General features: G+C 42.0%; 23 protein-coding genes and 1 tRNA gene. 12 read left to right on the forward strand and 12 right to left on the reverse strand.

Going from position 1 to position 17,493, the window contains the following annotated elements; genetic code table 11:
• The first annotated feature begins 75 nt into the window (after positions 1–75).
• The 7 genes from MSHOH_RS06745 (at position 76) to MSHOH_RS06775 (ending at position 2,608) form a co-directional block, all read left to right on the forward strand.
• Entirely contained in the window at positions 76–342 is a 267-nt protein-coding gene (locus tag MSHOH_RS06745; RefSeq protein ID WP_048138358.1) for a DUF2795 domain-containing protein, read from the forward strand.
• A 228-nt stretch (positions 343–570) separates the two neighbouring features.
• Positions 571–759: a DUF2795 domain-containing protein gene (locus MSHOH_RS06750; protein WP_048143254.1), complete on the forward strand. Its 189-nt coding sequence runs from the start codon at positions 571–573 to the stop codon at positions 757–759.
• Positions 760–776: 17 nt separating this feature from the next.
• Entirely contained in the window at positions 777–986 is a 210-nt protein-coding gene (locus MSHOH_RS06755; RefSeq protein ID WP_048138360.1) for a DUF2795 domain-containing protein, read from the forward strand.
• 73 nt (positions 987–1,059) lie between these two features.
• Complete coding sequence (locus MSHOH_RS06760) at positions 1,060–1,269, forward strand: DUF2795 domain-containing protein (RefSeq protein WP_048138362.1); 210 nt, start codon at positions 1,060–1,062, stop codon at positions 1,267–1,269.
• Positions 1,270–1,345: 76 nt separating this feature from the next.
• Positions 1,346–1,534 carry a DUF2795 domain-containing protein gene (locus MSHOH_RS06765; protein ID WP_052730749.1) on the forward strand — a complete coding sequence of 63 codons (189 nt, stop codon included), beginning with the start codon at positions 1,346–1,348 and terminating at the stop codon, positions 1,532–1,534.
• Positions 1,535–1,557: 23 nt separating this feature from the next.
• The gene (locus MSHOH_RS06770) at positions 1,558–1,746 is read left to right on the forward strand and encodes a DUF2795 domain-containing protein (protein WP_048138366.1); all 189 of its coding nucleotides are present in this window, start codon (positions 1,558–1,560) and stop codon (positions 1,744–1,746) included.
• 649 nt (positions 1,747–2,395) lie between these two features.
• Positions 2,396–2,608, forward strand: a complete 213-nt coding sequence (locus MSHOH_RS06775) for a CxxC-x17-CxxC domain-containing protein (RefSeq protein WP_082089261.1) — start codon at positions 2,396–2,398, stop codon at positions 2,606–2,608.
• Between the two features lie 163 nt (positions 2,609–2,771).
• Here MSHOH_RS06775 and MSHOH_RS06780 read toward each other — a convergent pair whose 3' ends face one another.
• The 4 genes from MSHOH_RS06780 to MSHOH_RS06795 form a co-directional block, all read right to left on the reverse strand.
• Positions 2,772–3,185 carry a hypothetical protein gene (locus MSHOH_RS06780; protein WP_048138369.1) on the reverse strand — a complete coding sequence of 138 codons (414 nt, stop codon included), beginning with the start codon at positions 3,183–3,185 and terminating at the stop codon, positions 2,772–2,774.
• A gap of 48 nt (positions 3,186–3,233) precedes the next feature.
• Positions 3,234–3,794 (reverse strand): toll/interleukin-1 receptor domain-containing protein, encoded by a 561-nt coding sequence (locus tag MSHOH_RS06785; RefSeq protein ID WP_048138372.1) that lies wholly within the window; start codon positions 3,792–3,794, stop codon positions 3,234–3,236.
• A 39-nt stretch (positions 3,795–3,833) separates the two neighbouring features.
• Complete coding sequence (locus MSHOH_RS25555) at positions 3,834–3,968, reverse strand: hypothetical protein (RefSeq protein ID WP_275425557.1); 135 nt, start codon at positions 3,966–3,968, stop codon at positions 3,834–3,836.
• A 139-nt stretch (positions 3,969–4,107) separates the two neighbouring features.
• Positions 4,108–4,317 (reverse strand): TOBE domain-containing protein, encoded by a 210-nt coding sequence (locus MSHOH_RS06795; protein WP_048138376.1) that lies wholly within the window; start codon positions 4,315–4,317, stop codon positions 4,108–4,110.
• Between the two features lie 364 nt (positions 4,318–4,681).
• Between MSHOH_RS06795 and MSHOH_RS06800 the strand changes: the two genes are divergently transcribed.
• Entirely contained in the window at positions 4,682–5,359 is a 678-nt protein-coding gene (locus MSHOH_RS06800; RefSeq protein ID WP_048138378.1) for an META domain-containing protein, read from the forward strand.
• A 60-nt stretch (positions 5,360–5,419) separates the two neighbouring features.
• Here MSHOH_RS06800 and MSHOH_RS24585 read toward each other — a convergent pair whose 3' ends face one another.
• From MSHOH_RS24585 to MSHOH_RS06835, 8 genes are all read right to left on the reverse strand, one after another.
• Complete coding sequence (locus tag MSHOH_RS24585) at positions 5,420–5,644, reverse strand: hypothetical protein (protein WP_048138379.1); 225 nt, start codon at positions 5,642–5,644, stop codon at positions 5,420–5,422.
• Positions 5,645–5,862: 218 nt separating this feature from the next.
• Positions 5,863–6,039, reverse strand: a complete 177-nt coding sequence (locus MSHOH_RS24590) for a hypothetical protein (protein ID WP_204245398.1) — start codon at positions 6,037–6,039, stop codon at positions 5,863–5,865.
• 49 nt (positions 6,040–6,088) lie between these two features.
• Positions 6,089–6,331, reverse strand: coding sequence for a hypothetical protein (locus tag MSHOH_RS24595; protein WP_048138381.1), 243 nt, complete (start codon positions 6,329–6,331; stop codon positions 6,089–6,091).
• Positions 6,332–6,410: 79 nt separating this feature from the next.
• Positions 6,411–7,016 (reverse strand): sarcinarray family MAST domain-containing protein, encoded by a 606-nt coding sequence (locus MSHOH_RS06815; RefSeq protein ID WP_048143255.1) that lies wholly within the window; start codon positions 7,014–7,016, stop codon positions 6,411–6,413.
• Positions 7,016–7,831, reverse strand: a complete 816-nt coding sequence (locus MSHOH_RS06820) for a DUF7286 family protein (RefSeq protein ID WP_048138383.1) — start codon at positions 7,829–7,831, stop codon at positions 7,016–7,018. The genes MSHOH_RS06815 and MSHOH_RS06820 overlap by 1 nt, the downstream gene beginning before the upstream one ends.
• A 78-nt stretch (positions 7,832–7,909) precedes the next feature.
• Positions 7,910–8,518 (reverse strand): sarcinarray family MAST domain-containing protein, encoded by a 609-nt coding sequence (locus MSHOH_RS06825; RefSeq protein ID WP_048138386.1) that lies wholly within the window; start codon positions 8,516–8,518, stop codon positions 7,910–7,912.
• A gap of 6 nt (positions 8,519–8,524) precedes the next feature.
• Positions 8,525–12,697, reverse strand: a complete 4,173-nt coding sequence (locus tag MSHOH_RS06830) for a DUF7286 family protein (RefSeq protein ID WP_239451256.1) — start codon at positions 12,695–12,697, stop codon at positions 8,525–8,527.
• Between the two features lie 208 nt (positions 12,698–12,905).
• On the reverse strand, positions 12,906–13,529 hold the full coding sequence (locus tag MSHOH_RS06835; protein ID WP_239451257.1) for a radical SAM protein: 624 nt from the start codon (positions 13,527–13,529) through the stop codon (positions 12,906–12,908).
• 452 nt (positions 13,530–13,981) lie between these two features.
• Between MSHOH_RS06835 and MSHOH_RS06840 the strand changes: the two genes are divergently transcribed.
• From MSHOH_RS06840 to MSHOH_RS24255, 4 genes are all read left to right on the forward strand, one after another.
• Complete coding sequence (locus MSHOH_RS06840) at positions 13,982–14,764, forward strand: sulfide-dependent adenosine diphosphate thiazole synthase (RefSeq protein WP_048138389.1); 783 nt, start codon at positions 13,982–13,984, stop codon at positions 14,762–14,764.
• Positions 14,765–14,938: 174 nt separating this feature from the next.
• A tRNA-His gene (locus tag MSHOH_RS06845) sits at positions 14,939–15,011 on the forward strand.
• 178 nt (positions 15,012–15,189) lie between these two features.
• A complete protein-coding gene (locus MSHOH_RS06850; RefSeq protein WP_048138390.1) occupies positions 15,190–16,917 on the forward strand; it encodes a radical SAM protein in 1,728 nt (575 codons plus the stop codon).
• Between the two features lie 305 nt (positions 16,918–17,222).
• A complete protein-coding gene (locus MSHOH_RS24255) occupies positions 17,223–17,483 on the forward strand; it encodes a hypothetical protein (RefSeq protein ID WP_048138392.1) in 261 nt (86 codons plus the stop codon).
• Positions 17,484–17,493: the final 10 nt, after the last annotated feature.

Here is a 17,493-nt window from a genome sequence, read left to right on the forward strand (position 1 = left end):
TCTAACAAACGTTTGAGTTGAATTCTTTTTTATATTATCCCTTGCATAATACTGAATGGAGGGTGGGCAACTTAATTGGGAAAGGTAATGAACATCCGAATCCAGGAAGGTGAACTCATCAAAAGGAATCCAAGCCGGATCGAGGAAGTTATTACTGATAGGGGAATGAGTTCCCCCAAAAGCAGGGACGATCTTGTAAAATTTGCCGAAGGAAAACAGGCAAGAAGTGAAGATCTGGACCTTTTAAGAGGCCTGCCTCTAAAAGAGTACAGTACCCCTGCAGATGTTACCAGAGAACTTGATCGGCTGGAAAGACAGCGTACCAGATCAAGTAAACAATGAATTACTGGGTAGAGCTACCAAATCTACATAGGTCCAGATGGCACCAGAGTTTGGATTACCCTGTGAGAGGCGATCTAAGTATGTCTGGGTTGACATGGTTAATAAGCTCAGGGTACGGTGCCAGAGTTTGGTAACAGAGATGCTCAGTAAGACCTTCTGACATAGGAGGATATTTCGATATTGCCTGTGTCAGCAGGAGTGAGAAAACACAAAATTTGGGGGAAAACCATGCAAACAAGTCCAGCTTCTGTTCAGAAGACCTTAAAGGACATAGAATATCCTGCAGAGAAGAGGGATCTTGTTGAGCACGCAAGGCAGCATGATGCAAGTGATGATGTAATAAATGCCATTAAAAACCTTCCAGACAAAGCGTACACAAGTGCTGCCGATGTTAACAAGGAATTAGAAGATAAATAAATTAAGGGGGAAAATTTATGAAAGCAAGTATGGCTGATGTTGAACATGCACTGAAAGGTATCGATTTTCCTAAGAGTAAGAATGAAATTATTCAGTACGCTCAGAGTAAGAATGCTAGCCAGGACATAATTAATGACCTGCAGGATCTTTCAGACAGGACATATAACAATGCTGCAGATGTCGCTCAGGAATTCAGTGGAAAGCATCTGAAGGGCGAGTCAAGATAAGGACAGGACATAACGAACACTGCAGACATTGACATAAATCTGGAAATTAAATTGGAGTAAAGGAGGAAAATTTATGAAAGCAAGTATGGCTGATGTTGAACATGCACTGAAAGGTATCGATTTTCCTAAGAGTAAGAATGAAATTATTCAGTACGCTCAGAGTAAGAATGCTAGCCAGGACATAATTAATGACCTGCAGGATCTTTCAGACAGGACATATAACAATGCTGCAGATGTCGCTCAGGAATTCAGTGGAAAACGCCTGAAGGGCGAGTCAAGATAAGGACAGGACATATACGAATACTGCAGACGTTGACAGGAAAATAAGAGGATTAAATTCGAGTAAAGGAAGAGAATTTATGAAATCAAATCCTATCGAAGTCCAAAAGGCTCTAAAAAACATGAATTATCCTGCAAAGAAGGAAGATCTTATTAAGCATGCTAAGGATAATAACGCTCGCGACGAGGTTATGCAGGACATTAATAATCTTCCTGAAAAAGAGTACACCAACGCTGCAGATGTCAGCAAGGAGTTTAAAGGGGATTAAACTAAAGTAGGGAGGGAAAATTTATGGAAACAAGTCCTATTGAAGTCCAGAAAGCTCTAAAGGACATGGATTATCCTGCAGGAAAACAGGACCTTATTCAGCATGCTAAGCAGCACAATGCCAGCAAGGAAGTAATGAATGTTCTCCAGAGCCTTCCTGAAAAGCAATACAACAACGCTGCTGATGTCAGCAAAGAGTTCTCAGGCAAGTAACTCTTTAAGAGTGAACCGTCCTCAAAAAGAGGCAACTTACAGGTCCTGATTTGGCTGATGTTCGGGAGGTTAAACTATCAGGTTACCCAAAATAAAGGGTGACCTGATAGACATGCCAAATAGAAAAGGTCCAGATTCGAGAAATTTACGGCATTAAGAGACCTCCTGAAAAAGTCCACAGTCTCCCATTTGAGGAAAGAAAAGAGTCAGGAGGCTACAAGCCTCCACTTTTTCTAGAGTCTTTTTTATTTTATTATCAAATTTTTCCTCTTGTTTTCGATTCTTTGAGCTCTCTCTGGCTAAATCAGGGTAAACAGAGACAAAAAGTTAGACTCCATATATTCTCATGTATTATCTAACCTGTTTGGACCATAGCATTAACTTCATTTTGGAACTTTATAGCCAGGTGATATAACTGCCTCATTAGTATGAGATAGAATTATAAAACTCTGTATAAAAGCTTAAAATAAATTGTTAGAGCCACTAATGCAGTTCAGGCCCAATGCAACAACAATAAATATCACCATGCCAGATACTTATCATTCAATTAGTTCATTGAGACACACCAAAGAATAACCCATTCGTAAGTGCGGCTCTTTCGAATTACTTGATAAGCCATACATAATATGGAGCATAAAGGGGAAAATATATGGAACGAAAAAGTTTCCAGGGCAGAGATCGGGACCAGAGTAGAGATCGGGGTTCCAGTAGAGGAGGCGGCTTCGGCAGAGAGCCGCAAAAGATGTACAAAGCAAAATGTTCTGAGTGTGATATGGAAACAGAGGTGCCCTTTAAGCCGGACCCTGACAGACCAGTCTACTGCAGGGAGTGCTACGCAAAGAGAAAGAGTAGAAAGTTTTAAACCGGATGGGTTATTTGAGAGTTTACTTTTAACAGATTAATTCTCAAATTCAGTTTTTTAAATTTCGTTTTTATTTTTTAATTTCAATTTTTTAAGTTTTTAATTTCATTTTTAAATCTTGTTCTTTCTATTTTATTCTTTTTTTACTAATATCTTCTGTTCCTCAATGCTGTTCCCTGCCTTTCTGTGGTTTTATGTCCGCCTGCTCCCTTGATTCTAGCTCAAGTTCTCTTTCTAGCTTCGTTATATCAAACAATACCCTGAACAGTTCGTCTCTTCCTGTATCCCTAACGTCTATTTCTACCGGTTCGACCATTGTAGCTTTAATTGCTCTCCATTCTTCCCTGTGGATATCAACAATTTCCCAGGGACCGGCAGAGCTGTCTTTTACTCTGTCCCTGGAAAGCTGTAACAGCAGGTGTTTTTTCTCTACGGGAGTAAGGTCTTTTATTCCACTTACTTCAGTCTCACTGACAGTAGCTTCCCCTAACTTGGACTGAACGACGGTTGGCTTTCCGAATTCATTCCTGGTCCTTTCTTTCATGAGATCTTCTTTTAATTCGCCTTCTTTTTCCATGAATTTGCCTCTTGATTCCTGTGCCTTTTATTCCTGTATTAGAGATATTCAGGGTATAGGTCTAAAGGTCCTGGGGTCAAGGTAGATGTTTCTCTGGCAGTAACTGCAGATCGTTTCGAGGTGCTTTCCTGCAAGAAGAGCCCTTTCCACCTCTTCTTCCGGAGAAATATACTGCGTCATTTCCTCTGCGCAGTAAGGGCACTTTATTTTTAGCCAGTCCAGTTTTGTAAGCTGCCTTATGTTCTGTATAAGTTTTCCCAGAGCATCTTCATAGGCTTCAGGGTAAAAACTAATCGGCTGGAGATGACGTATAAGAACAGGCAGTTCAATCCCTGACTCTACCAGCGGAATTATTAACTGATCAATTCCTACAGCCAGCCCGATCTCCTGGTTCACTTCCGGGGATAGCACTCCTTCCTGTGTGATGATAGGGATAATACAGTCTGACTGGCGGATTCCAAAACGTATTCTTTCAGCTAGGGAAAGAACTCGAGCTTTCCTGTACAGAGACGAAAAGCTCTCAATTTCCACTGCCCACAGAGCTCTTGCCAGTTCCTGAGCAAGCAGTTCATCTCGTTCGCAGTGGGATATGTAAACCTTTGTGATCATGCCTGTTGTACTTGATCTTTATAGTATATTTGACCTCTATTACCTTGTTTTTCTGGGCTTATGTTCGGGTTCCGGTTCCGGTTCGGGTATCGGTTCCGGTGAAGGAACCGGTTCGGGTTCCGGTTCAGGTATCGGTTCAGGCTGGAAAGATGGTTCTTTGTCTTCTTTACCCAAGAATAACTCCCCCTCTATTGATAGTATCGATAACATTGATTTCGGAACAACTTATTTACCGGCAGTTTTTGCAAAGCGATTTCCATAATGCAGGATTTCATGATGCAGTACACTATATGCAGTACTATAATCATGCTTCTCAGTCAGAAGCCAACATCACGCTTGTGGCTTTAATTACTGCATATACCTCATGCCCTTCTTTCAAACCCAGATCTTCAGCTGAGTTTTTTGTAATAATGGAAGTAATCTCAGTGCCACCCGGGAGTTCAATTACGATTTCCGAGTTAACTGATCCGTGTGTTATACTCTTGACTTTGCCTTTAAGGACATTGCGTGCGCTTATTTTCATTCTAATTCCCAGTTAGTTCCATTTTTATATGTTGATTTTTATTTGTTAATCAATAAGGTTAGTCTTGTGAATTATAGAGGCATAGGAATCTAGCTTTCTGAACTTGGTTACTGAACTTTAAGACTTCTTTTTCGAGATTTACGGATCGGGTCCATCATCTGTTAGAAGAACTCGAAGGTCCTTGGAAAAACTTATTTTTGAGGTTATGATTTATGCCTGTTAACTATCGTTTGTATAAGATCTGTTTGGAATTTCCGTAAAATAGTTGAAAAAAAATTATATGACTGCAAATCAAACTGCAGTTTAAACAAAATCTATATTTAAATGATGCATCTTTCCATGCAATTAATCTACGAGGTATACAATGAAAGTTAGAAGTGCATCTATAATTCTGGTTTTACTCCTTACCATTGGAGTTATAACCGCTGTCTCTTTCTCGCTCGGCTGTACTGAGCAGGAAGAAGAGCCTGCTGAGCCTTCAGATAATACTTCCGTTGAACCTGCAGAAACTACTCCTGTTGAGCCTGCAGGAAACAACTCTGTCGAACCCTTAGAGAATACTTCTGCCGAATCCATAGAGAGTACTCCGGCTGAATCCGCAGAAACTATTCCTGCCGGATCTGCAGGAAGCTCAGGGACTTCAGGAAGCACTATAGAGGGTCTTGAACCAGTTTCTGCTGACAATGTAACTAATATCGAATGGCAGTGGACCAGCTTTCAGGATTCTGACAGTCCTGACAGCCAGATAAAAGTACCTGACCCTGAAAATTATACTCTTGCCTTTTTCGCTGACGGCACATACTATATTAAAGCCGACTGCAACACAGGCAGCGGAACTTACACTCTCGAAGGCAACAGCCTTACCCTTGAACTGCCTGTAATTACGCTTGTTGCATGTGGGCCTGAGTCTATGGACGGCGAATATTTGTCGCTTTTACCCACTGTAGGTGCAGTGGCTCTTGAGGACGGAAAGCTTGTCCTTTACCCCGGAGTCGAAGGTGACAAAATGTTCTTTGTCAACGGGGGAGTGGCTGAGCAGTAAAATTAGATTTTGAATCGAATCCGGCAAATAGAGGCTCGAACTTTTATAGAGCTTCTTTTTTTAATTTAGGAGACGTTGGGATCTTCTTGGGATCTTCAATACATCATAATTTGCCCTTACCCGGTCCCCGCTCACAAAAGAACCTATCAAAAATCCCGCTGTAGCAACAAAATCAAACTTTTCCAGTAGATCATCATACCCAATTGATTCTTCCGAACTTCCACTAATCTTATCTCCAACTCCTTTTAGTCCTGGTCTAACAATTGTCGCAGAATAGCCATTCATCCGAAATGTAATTTGAGTATTTTTTCCGAGTCGGATAAAGGTTCCATTTTGATTGTTACCTATTGGGTAAGAAACAAGCTCATCTTGTCTAATGCACCTCTGACCTTTGTGCCCGAAATAAGGTTTAGGAATTACTTCGTTATCATTATCGACGATGGTAGCACTTCATATTCTCCCATCACCTCGTAAATCCAAACATTGACCTTAAAAACCCAATGCTATGGCATTACCGGCAACCCACAAGGAACAGCTGACATCGTCCTGTCAAGCCTTTTTGTAACCTTATCTGCCACCTCTCCAGAATACATATCCACAGTCTCATTTGCTAGATTTTTTAGCTCGTTATCAATTTTTCCAAAAAGAATATCAAGAGTTTCATCTTTACTTACTGTCACTTCACAGATACCGTTGCAGTGCCCATTCTAACGTCTGTATCGACTCTGTTCAAAGTGGCTTCAAGTTCATCAGATCAAACCGAAGGATTTGAATTCCGAATTTCTTTTTTATGACAGCAGCAAGTTCGGTTGCAAGCTGGTCTGTTGTAGATTTTTCAATTATCTCTTCATCAGTGAGGTTGTTGAGATAATTCGCTGTAAGTGTACGGACGCGGTCTTTTTTAATCCAGCCGGAAATGACAGGATTTGAACTTACTTCATCGACTACCTCTTCAATGATTTGAAGTCTCATTTGAACAACCCTGAAAACTGTTATGAGTAAAAAAAATAAGTTTGAGCCAAGCCCAAAAATAAGCTTCTAAGCAGGATTTTCATCTGCGGAACAGGGCAAAAGCCAATGCAAGAACTGAAATCGCACCGGCAAGTGTAAAGGCTGGAGTGGATGCGGATGTAGGTGAGGATTCGGTTTCTGAAACTTGTGGTTCTTCAGAAGTGGGGATTTCACCTTCGTAGTGTTCGTTAGAGATGGTGCAGTAAGCGACTGTAAAACCACCTTTAATAAGAGGCTCTGGACTTCCATGGTCATAGATTTCATAATATATATCCAATGGCAGCGATCCTCCAGCCCATTTATCAGTCGGTTTTACCGTCCATTCATACTCTATCGTAGAGTTTGTCTCTAAAATGTTCGCTTTTGAGTAGTCACCTATTCTCACAGTAGGACCATCTATTATTTCAAAAGAACTCTTTTCCATGCATGAAAGTGATGCATAAACATCGCTTTTTTGATTTACCGTCAAACTAATTTTTATATTAAATGGTTCCCCTATTTTTAAGGCTGGTTTTGCCACTTCTGTTCCCGGCAAGAGTTTATTGTTATAATATACATCCATTGAACCGTATTGAGACTCAGCTAAGGTGACAATGGACATAAGTAAAAAAATTAAAAGCGCAGAAAATATCAACTTTACTTTTATCATATTTGCCCTCTCAATTCGTCGACAAGATTATCATATTCTTCCGATTTTTCATTCGCCATACCCATCTTATCTCCAACACCTTTTGGGCCTGGGCCTACAATTGTTGTAGCATATCCAGTGAGATGAAAAGTAATTATTTCATTATTTCCCAATTTTAATGCAACCCCATCTTTATCTTTTTTAAATGGATGCATTACTTGTGAACTTTCCCTCACATACTTTTGTCCCTTATGACCAAAATAAGGCTTAGGAATCACTTCATTGTCATTATCAATAACAGTAAATTCTTCATATCTGCCAATTACCTCATACGTCCAAACATTCACCGTAAAAACCCAATGAGGTGGCATTACCGGCAATCCACAAGGAACAGCACTCATTGTCCTTTCCAGCCTTTTTGTAACCTTATCTGCCACCTCTCCCGAATACTTATCCACGGTCTCATTTGCCATGTTTTTCAGTTCACCATCAATTCCTCCAAAAAGAGCATCAAGTGTTTTACCCTTGCTTACTGTCACTTCACAGATACCGTTTGCAACACCCATTCTGACATCAGTATCGACTCTGTTCAGGACAGCTTCGAGTTCATCAGCATCAATCAGTGGATGTGATTTCCGAATATCTGTTTTTATAATAGCAGCAAGTTCGGCTGCGAGCTGGTCAGTTGTGAATTTTTCGATTAATTCTTCATCGGAGAGGCTGTTAAGATAACCAGCTGTGACTGCACGAACACGATCTTTTTTGATCCAACCGGAAACAACAGGATTTGAACCTATCTCGGCGGCTACTTCTTCGATAATTTGAAGCCTCACTTGAACAATCTGAAAACTGTCATGAGTAAAAAAAATAAGTTTGAGCCAAGCCCAAAAATAAGCTTCTAAGCAGGATTTTCATCTGCGGAACAGGGCAAAAGCCAATGCAAGAACTGAAATCGCACCGGCAAGTGTAAAGGCTGGAGTGGATGCGGATGTAGGTGAAGATTCGGTTTCTGAAACTTGTGGTTCTTCAGAAGTGGGGATTTCGCCTTTGTAATGTTCATTGGAAATGTATGGGTAAGCTATGGTAAATGAGCCATGGACAAGTGATTTCTTTGTTTCAAAATCATCGATTTGATAAACAAGATCAATTGGTAAAGATCCTCCAGCCCATTTTTCAGTAGGTTTAACTGTCCATTTGTAAGTGATGGTAGAGTCTTTTTCTAATATATCAGCCCTATATACATTCATTTTGGTAGTTGAACCATTTACTATTACAAAATAACCATTTTCTATCTCACTTAATTTGATAGACATCTCACATTTTTTGTGCGTTATAAAATCAATTTTAATATCAAAAGGCTCACCAATTTTTAAAATAGGTTTTGGGACTTCCGTAGTGTTTAACAATTTATCATTAAAGTATAGGTTATACTCATAAATATCTCCATAAGAATTATATGCAGATGCTGCACTCGTAAATAAAATTAAAATTGCCCCCATTATTGCTATTTTCCTTCTCATAATCTTTTATCCTCCAAATTCTGTCAAAAGATCATCATACATTACCGATTTTTCAATCCCATCTCCAGTTTTATCTCCAACTCCTTTTGGTCCGGGTCCAACAATTGTGGTAGAATATCCAGTAAGATGAAACGTTATTGGTTTGTTATTTCCTAACCATATGCTGCTTCCGTCAGTATCAATTTTAAAAGGATGTCTTATATGATCTTCTTTCCTCACATATTTTTGACCCTTATGTCCAAAATAAGGCTTAGGAATCACTTCATTATCGTTATCAATGACAGTAAATTCCTCATATTTACCAATTAATTCATACGTCCATATATTAACCGTAAATACCCAATGCGGAGGCATTACCGGCAACCCACAAGGGACAGTTGCCATAGTCCTGTCCAGCCTTTTTGTTACCTTATCTGCTACCTCTCCAGAACACATATCCACAGTCTCATTTGCTAGATTTTTTAGCTCGTTATCAATTTTTCCGAAAAGAACATCAAGAGTTTCACCTTTACTTACTGTTACTGCACATATGCCATTTGCAACGCCCATTCTAACGTCAGTATCGACCCTATTCAGAGTTGCCTCAAGTTCATCAGGCCCAACTGGAGGATTTGAATTCCGAATTTCTGTTTTTATAATGGCAGCAAGTTCAGTTGCTAACTGGTCTGTAGTTGATTTTTCGATCAATTTTTCATCGGAGAAGCTGTTAAGATAACCTGCTGTGATTGTACGGACACGGTCCTTTTTGATCCAGCCGGAAACAACGGGATTCGAACTTACTTCGGATACTACCTCTTCAGTAATCTGAAACCTCATTTCTCGCGCATATATCAGTCTCAGGTTGTGGACTTCCCTATCAAGGCGGGCTGTGTCCAGAAAAACTCCCTGTTCGCTGAGGTTTTGTTCCAGAAGGTTAACTTCTGTGTTCAGGGTGAAAATGCTCTGGCTGAGTTGTCGGGAAGTTTCGGTTTTTACATAATCGCCGCTTGAGGATATGGCATCTGCAATTTCTTCGGAAATATTGGTTGTGAAAATGCAGGTATTACGAACACCTAAAGGATAAGTAACCCTGCCCCTTGAGTCTGTAAGCTCATACTCTCTCCTGAGATCGAAGTCCGGGTCATGGTAGAGATAGTTCGGTTTCTGGTCAATAATAAGAGTCAGGTTTTCTGTCCAGTTGTATTTACTTTCGGGCTCACCGGTAACTGTCATTGTGGAGATAATGCCCATTTCCTTTCCGAGGGCAGAGGCAGCCATTTCCATTGCAGGGTTATCGAAAAGTGTCATGGGGCCTGAGGTTACGCTGTCAAAAGCACCGGTACTGAGACCTTTTTCCTCAAGGGCATCGAGGATGTAGGAGTCCAGGTTAGAGTCCAGTTTTTCGTTCTTCTGCTCGATATCTTCCAGCAGCCTGTTGTAGGCTTCGTTTCTTGCAATGTAGCGAGCGGAGTCACTTGAAGTGTACATCTTCCTGGCTGATGTGAGATGCTGCTTTTTATTTACGTAGGTCTCCCGGTTTGCTTTCAGATCAAAAATCAGTTTTTCGGCAGTATCCACCTGAAGATCTGTCGGGTCCTGGCCTGGGGACTCCAGAAGAGAGTAATTGAACGTGGGGTTATCCTTTTCAATGGCGTCAAGCATTACCAGCACTTCTTCAGCCATTACCCTGTGCAACCAGGGAGGAATATCACAGCTGACTGTGCGCTGCGGAAGATACTTCCTGTCAGGGTAAGCCCAGAATGTGCTTTCGATTGCCCTGAGATTCACATGAGCAGCCCGGTACTTATCTGCGGCATCTGAACAGCAGGGATCAAACCTTTCTGCACCGGCTGTGTAAAGGGTTGTATTTCTGTATTCTCTTTCTATCAGGTCAGTATAGGTAGATATGCCTGTATAGCCGCCTGTAGGCGGTCGCTGGTGATAGACTACTGTCAGGTTTTCGGATTCAGTTTCAGTGTGGAAAAGGGATTCATAATCGGCTTTGCTTAGAGTTTCAGAATTCGAGCCACTTGATGTAGCAGAATGTGATTCTATAGATGATGTGCCGTCTGCACGACGGTTGACTGTATGCCAGACATATGTATAGGTATAATCATAATTTATTTTCCACGTTGTCCTGATCCTGTAATAGATATCGTAACGGATGCCCCAATCAAAGGTATGATCCTCTCTGCTGAGATAGCCATCATCAGTCCTGTGCTCCGCAATAAGCTTGTCATTAGCCCTGTACTCGTAATGAGGCTCAACTCTTACATCAGTTATTTCTACGGAATTCAATCTAACAGAGGCATCCGTGATATGCCAGCTTTTTAGCTTTCCTCTTGGAGGAACGATTCCAGGGTCCAGTGTTTTGGAATAGAAGTTTGTAACAGATTGACTCCATGAGTAAGAGGGCACACGCGATCCTGCATGCGTGCCCGATGCAAAATAATCAGAATCCCAGCTGACCGTGTGCCCGCCATATGAAACCGAATCCTGGTCAAACCCTGCTATGACTGTTGAAGTTACCGGGTCAGGAGAATTGAAGCCGTCCCTAAGGATCTGCCCCTGGACAGGAGCCGTGTAAACAATATTTGTGACTGCGTGGATGAGGTCAGGATTTTCCTCTGTCCATGCATGGTCATTGAAGACCCAGCCGTCGAGAACTCCTTCTGTGTAGTCTGAGGCTGAAACTTTTATTTCAGAATATTCGGAAAGCTCATCATAGGAGGTATTTGCTTCAACAAGGGAGTTCTCTATACCTTCCTCCACATCCAGCGAAAAGGATTTATTCTGCGCAAGGGAGGCATAGGTGGTTGTGAGGTTCGCGCCTTTATCTATTTCATATGAGGGCATGGAGGTATTCGAGCCGGTTGAGTTAAACACGGTTGAATTAAGCATAGTTGAATTCGGCAAACCTGAACTCATTTTTGGACTACCGGAAGCGCAGACATCTTCATACAGGACCTTTCCATTGTAGTAAGTGGCGTATGTAAGGGCAAGAGGGTCAACGGAGTCAAAGACCTTTTTCTGAGTATAGAGTGTAGCTCCGTTAACCGAACTTGCAAGGGCAGGATTGGTCAGAATATTCAGAGGACCGTTTGCATAATGCTGCCAGGGACCGTAAATAAAGGTCCTGAGGTTTGTTGCCCCAAGAACGATATTCGAAGTTGAGTCCAGGCTTGAAGATGTCCCGAGTGCGGTTTCATATTCCCTCACAAGTTCTTCGAGAAGAGGTTCCCTTGAAGTAATAAGGGTAGAGAGGTTCATACTCATGTTATATGTTTCTCCGGATTCGAGGTCAACAAGAGTATAGTTCAAAACAGGGATTTCAAAAACGTAGTAAATCATGTAGTTTTTATCAGAAGGGGAAATTTCACGCTGTAAAGTCCCGTTAACTTTTCTTATCTGTATCTGTTCGGGTTTGATGTCAGGTTCTACATTAATAGCAAATTCCATGAAAGTGTGGCTGTTAGCCTGATAATTTGTCGAAAGCAGCTGGTTAAAAGCTTCTGCCGTAATATCCTTTATTGGGCTTGCTTCAATCTGGAACCAGTCCGAAGCTTTGAGTTCGTCCCCATAATAGAGTTCAATAGACGCATATCCGGCTTCTGCGGTTTCCGGGATTTCCATATGTTCATTAAAGGAAACTTTTTGAAGGAAACCGGTAGCTTTCCCATAGTTCATGCGTTTGAGTTGCTTCCCTGAAGAGTCATTTATGACCAGAATGACATTCCTGTTTTTCCATAGGGATTCAATTCTGCCCCATACATCGGAGGGCAGATTTATTGAGATTTGGAGGGTATCTCCTTTCTCAAGGTTCTGGTTTTGCGGCGTTGCCATAAAGTTGTCTTCAGAAAACCTCTCAACCGGAGAGCCATCAGGAATGATCACAGGATGTTCTCCCTGCCACTCCAGAGCTTCCATTCCGGCATAGTTAAGGCAGCGGACAAGGTCAGCTGCGGCGAGGTTGATAGCCGTCTGTCTGGGGTTGCTTTTCTCTGTGGTGTAAATTGTTTCGGCAACCTCACTGTCCATTTTCATAAGGTAGACAGAGAAAAATGTTGCTGCAAGGACAATGAAAATCCCTATTACGGCGTAAGGAATGTAGGCGCTGGTATCCTGGAAAAACCAGGATAATTTAAAAAAAGAACGTTTAATGCATTTTCTTTCAGCTATATGCCTCACCCCAGAACGCAAGATTGTAAAGAACTGAGAGATTATAGTAAAAAATATTAGATAGTTTTATGCATAAATACTTTACTTTTTATTGGAAGACAATATAAATAAAAATAAAAGATAAGCAAATAAAAAACGAATAAAAAGTAAAGAAAAAGTAAAAACAGAAAAAATCAGGTCTTTTTAAGTTATTTTTACTTGCTGCACTTTGCTTGTGAATATTTCTCCCTTAACCGATGATTTTTCCCAGGAAATAACCGGGCTTTGCTCCCGTAATTTCCACTTCAGTGTATTCACCGGGCTTAAGATCGGAACCACTAATCACAACCGGACGGTAAGAGTCCGTACGCGTGAGGACATCTCCAATCTCCGTGTATTTAGAAACAAAAGCTCTGCCTTTCCAGCCAATCATTTCCCGCTTGGATTCGAGTTTTATTTGCTCACATACTTTATGCAGTTCATGTGAGCGTTTTACGGAAACTCGGGAGTCCAGGTTCCGGAAAGAGAATGCTTTAGTGTGCGGACGGGGAGAGTATCTGGAAATATTGATCTTTTCAGGACGATATTTCTTTACCCATTCCACAGTTTCTTCAAAGTCCTCATCGGTTTCATCACAAAAGCCAATAATTATGTCCGTAAAAAGGGAAAGATCTTCGAAACGAGTACGGAATTTCGTAATAATTTCATCCACATCATCCATTTTATGGAGGCGGTTCATTTTTTTCAGGACCGGGTGAGAAGCGGACTGAATCGGTAGATGGAGAAGTTTGAAAATTTTATCCGAGTCGAAAGCATCCACCAGATCATCCAGAATAGGGAAGACGGAAAAAGGATTCATCATGCCGACTCTCACCTTGAAATCTCCTGGAATTTCCGAAATCATGTGCAGCTTTTAATGCATCCTCTTCGCAGAAGAAATCCTCTCTTTTCAGCTTTTTAAAAAAACTTCTCTGCTTTTTCAACCTCTTTGTTAATCTTTGTTCTGAGAGTTTGCTTTTTTGTAAAACGAAACATGATAGAGATATAAATGCCACTGTAAACATCAAGAAATTCGCTCTCATAGATCAAAAACTAAACTTGAGTTCATTTACAAAATTCCTAATATCTCGAGAAGAAACACTTTGCGAGTTCTCCTCTTTCTCACTCTCTTACTTACGTCAGATTCCAATAACTTTAAAAGCAATGCCCTGTATCAAAACTTGAATTTCAATGCTTACGAATCAGGGTTAACAATTCCTGATTTACTTTTGAAAAAGCCGGGTGTTTATCCGGAACTTCAATCTATAAGCTTTATGAGAGATTTAAATGGAACTCGACGAAGTTATAATAACACGGGCAATTTTTGAAGAGTACTCTAAAACCTTCCTTGACTACACGGACATCGATGTGGCACTTGTAGGAGGGGGACCTGCAAATCTTGTGGCTGCGAAGTATCTGGCTGAAGCAGGAGCAAAGGTTGCCATTTATGAGCAGAAACTGTCACTCGGAGGCGGCATGTGGGCTGGAGGCATGATGTTTCCGCGCATTGTTGTGCAGGAAGAGGCCTGCCATGTCCTTGACGACTTCGGGATAAGGTATAAGGAGTACGAGCCCGGCTATTACGTGGCAAACTCCGTGGAATCCGTAGGGAAGCTGATTGCAGGGGCAACGTCTGCAGGTGCTGAGGTTTTTAACCTTGTTAGCTTTGAAGATGTTATGATCCGGGAGAATGACAGGGTTATCGGCATAGTCATCAACTGGGGACCTGTTACAACACAGCGCCTGCATGTAGACCCTCTCATGATCCGTACAAAACTCGTGATTGACGGGACAGGACATGATGCTGTTGTCTGCAACACGATTCTCAGGAAAATCCCGAACGCAAAGATCGGGGAACTCGGCATGCTCGGGGAAAAGCCGATGTGGTCCGAGGTAGGCGAGCGCCTTGCTGTGGATGCAACCCAGGAGATCTATCCAGGGCTGATTGTCGCAGGCATGGCTGCAAATGCCGCAACTCGTGCCCCGAGAATGGGCCCCGTTTTCGGAGGTATGCTCCTTTCCGGAGAAAAGGCTGCAAAACTTGCTCTTGACAGGCTCAAAGGGCTTTAATCGAGCTTGGGCCCGGTCAAGAACCGAATTTTTCCTGTTTTCCGGTACTTTTTGGTGCCGGAAAATAGAAAATTTCCATCCTCTTAAAAAGGTCTCCTGCCTTTTCCGGCAAAAACTTTATATAAAAAAACTCCTTCTATAGGTTGCTTCAAACCTGAAGTACCAAACCCTGTGGCCGGGGTAGGGTAGAGGTCCATCCTGTGGCCCTGTGGAGGCTACGACCCGAGTTCGATTCTCGGTCCCGGCCCTAACTATTTTTTATGTTTTTCTCTTGACTTACTCTTGACTTATCTTCTCTGAATTTATCTTCTCTGAACTTTTCTCTTCTCTTTAGTTTTTATGGTATTTATCACCTTTAATTTAATATCCAGCTGCGTTTTATACTCCAATCTTTATTTAGCATACAAAAGAAACGAGAAACTGACATGAAAGCACTTATCGTAGACGGTTACGTGGACGAACCTGCCTGTCTAGGGGTTCCTCCGTATCTTTCCCCTTATCCGCGTTATATAGCAGGAGCTTTAAGAGAGCGCGGGCTTTCCGAAAGTGACATTCATTACCTGACTATTGATTCCCTGAGGGAAAACACTCCCGCAGCTGGCGAACTTATAGGAAAAGCAGACCTTGTGATTATTATTGCTGGTATGACAGTACCTGGAAAATACTTGCGTGCGTCTCCAATTTCACCCGGAGAAATTGAAGCGATTTTCCGGGCTGCGCATGGAGTAAAAGTTATAGGCGGTCCTATAAGGCTCGGTTTCAGCAACGAAGGCGGAAGGGCTGCAAAGGGTACGGAAAGCGGAATAAACCTCGGAGATGCCGTGCTTGCAAAAATGGATATCGAGTCTTTTGTTTACGATCTTTTTGAGGAAGAAGGGGTAAGCGGGAGAGGTAACAGTGGGAGTCTTCCTACAAGACTGAAATCCCCGGAATCCGTTGACCACCGTTTCAGGACAACATCCGAGATTGGACGCTGGGGACCTGAAGGAGCTTTTTTGATCAGGCAGCACCCGGACTACCCTTACTGCATGTGCGAGCTTGAAACCTATAGGGGCTGCGGCAGACAGGTCCACTGCTCTTTCTGCACCGAACCATTCTACGGGGCTTCAGACTACAGGCCTGTAGAGGAAGTTGTCTCCGAAGTTTCTGCACTTTATTCTCATGGAGCCCGCTATTTCAGAATAGGAAGGCAGCCTGACCTTTTTTCTTATCATGGGACCGATGCAGGAGGGCCTGTCCCGAAACCTGTGCCTGAGGTTCTTGAAAAACTTTACCGTGGAATAAGGAACTCCGCACCTGATCTTTCCGTTCTCCATATGGACAATGCAAACCCTATAACCCTTGCAACATACCCTGAAGAATCAGAGCAAATCCTGAAGACGATTATCAAATACCACACCTCTGGAGATGTAACAGCTTTCGGGATGGAAACTGCTGACCCTAAGGTAATTGCAGCAAACTCCCTCAAGGCAACCTCCGAAGAGGTTTTTGAGGCTATCGAGCTGGTAAACAGGCTCGGAGCAACGCGTGGGGCAAATGGGCTTCCGGAAATTCTCCCGGGTATTAATTTTGTGCACGGGCTTATGGGTGAGACAAAAAAGACTTTCCAGCTGAACTACGATTTCCTAGAGAGAGTGCTTGATTCAGGGGTGCTTCTCCGCAGAATTAATATCCGCCAGGTTATGGCGTTTCCAGGAACTCCAATGTACGGCAGGGACGAAGCTGCAAAGAAGCATAAGAAACTCTTTCTGGATTATAAAGAACAGGTCAGAAAAAATATCGACCTTCCAATGCTCCGCCGGGTTGTGCCTGAAGGTACTGTACTCAGAGACGTGATGTGCGAAGTGCACGACAGGGAAATCACTTTTGGAAGGCAGATCGGCTCTTATCCTCTTCTCGTAGGAGTCCCTTCCCTCCTGCCGTTGCGGAAATTCACGGACATTACTGTCACAGGGCATGGCATGCGTTCGATTACCGGAATTCCTTATCCCCTGAATATCAATACAGCTTCCTCTGCTCTTGTTCGAGAGCTCCCTGGAATCGGTAAAAAAGCGGCTGCTTCTATAACTGCCGGAGCTCCCTATGCAGATAGAGACGACTTTCTCAAAAGAGTGAACGAGGGAGAAAAGATTATTAGTTTTATCGAAATTTAATTCTTTGAAGAGTTATGGTGCTCTAAATCCAATACTTCAAATCTGTTGCTCTAAATTTGCTACTCTTTAATTTGCTTCCCTAAACTTGATTAACCCCTTTTTCCCGAATTCTACTAATTTTTAATTTTTGTGTGCATGTAATTTTTTAAATATCTTTATCTTGAGATGGGAGCTTTTTTCCGAAAAACCCTCCTTTGGCTGATAACAGTTCTAACCTTTGGATCTAAAGTGTCAGAATCTTTAAAATAAACAGCTATTTATTCAATCCCAAATTATTATAATTAGGATATTTATGGGGGATTTGCTTGAACGAGGGCGCAGAAAATTTATATAGAGTGAAGATCGCTCTTCAGTTGAGTTTTATTTTATGGGTTATGCTTAGCATTTTAATTTTTTATGCTACCTTTGAAGATCAGTCAAGAATGCTCGGGACATTTTTACTCCTTTTTTCGGTTATCCTGTTCACACCTTTTCTTCCCGACGGAAGAGATCTGCCTGAAGGAGCAGGTTATAAAGAACCTGGAAACCGAGGAAATTATAAAGAAAAAATATCTGAAAAATCATGAGATTTCCTGT

The sequence above is a fragment of the Methanosarcina horonobensis HB-1 = JCM 15518 genome (assembly GCF_000970285.1).
GTDB classification, from domain to species: Archaea; Halobacteriota; Methanosarcinia; order Methanosarcinales; family Methanosarcinaceae; genus Methanosarcina; species Methanosarcina horonobensis.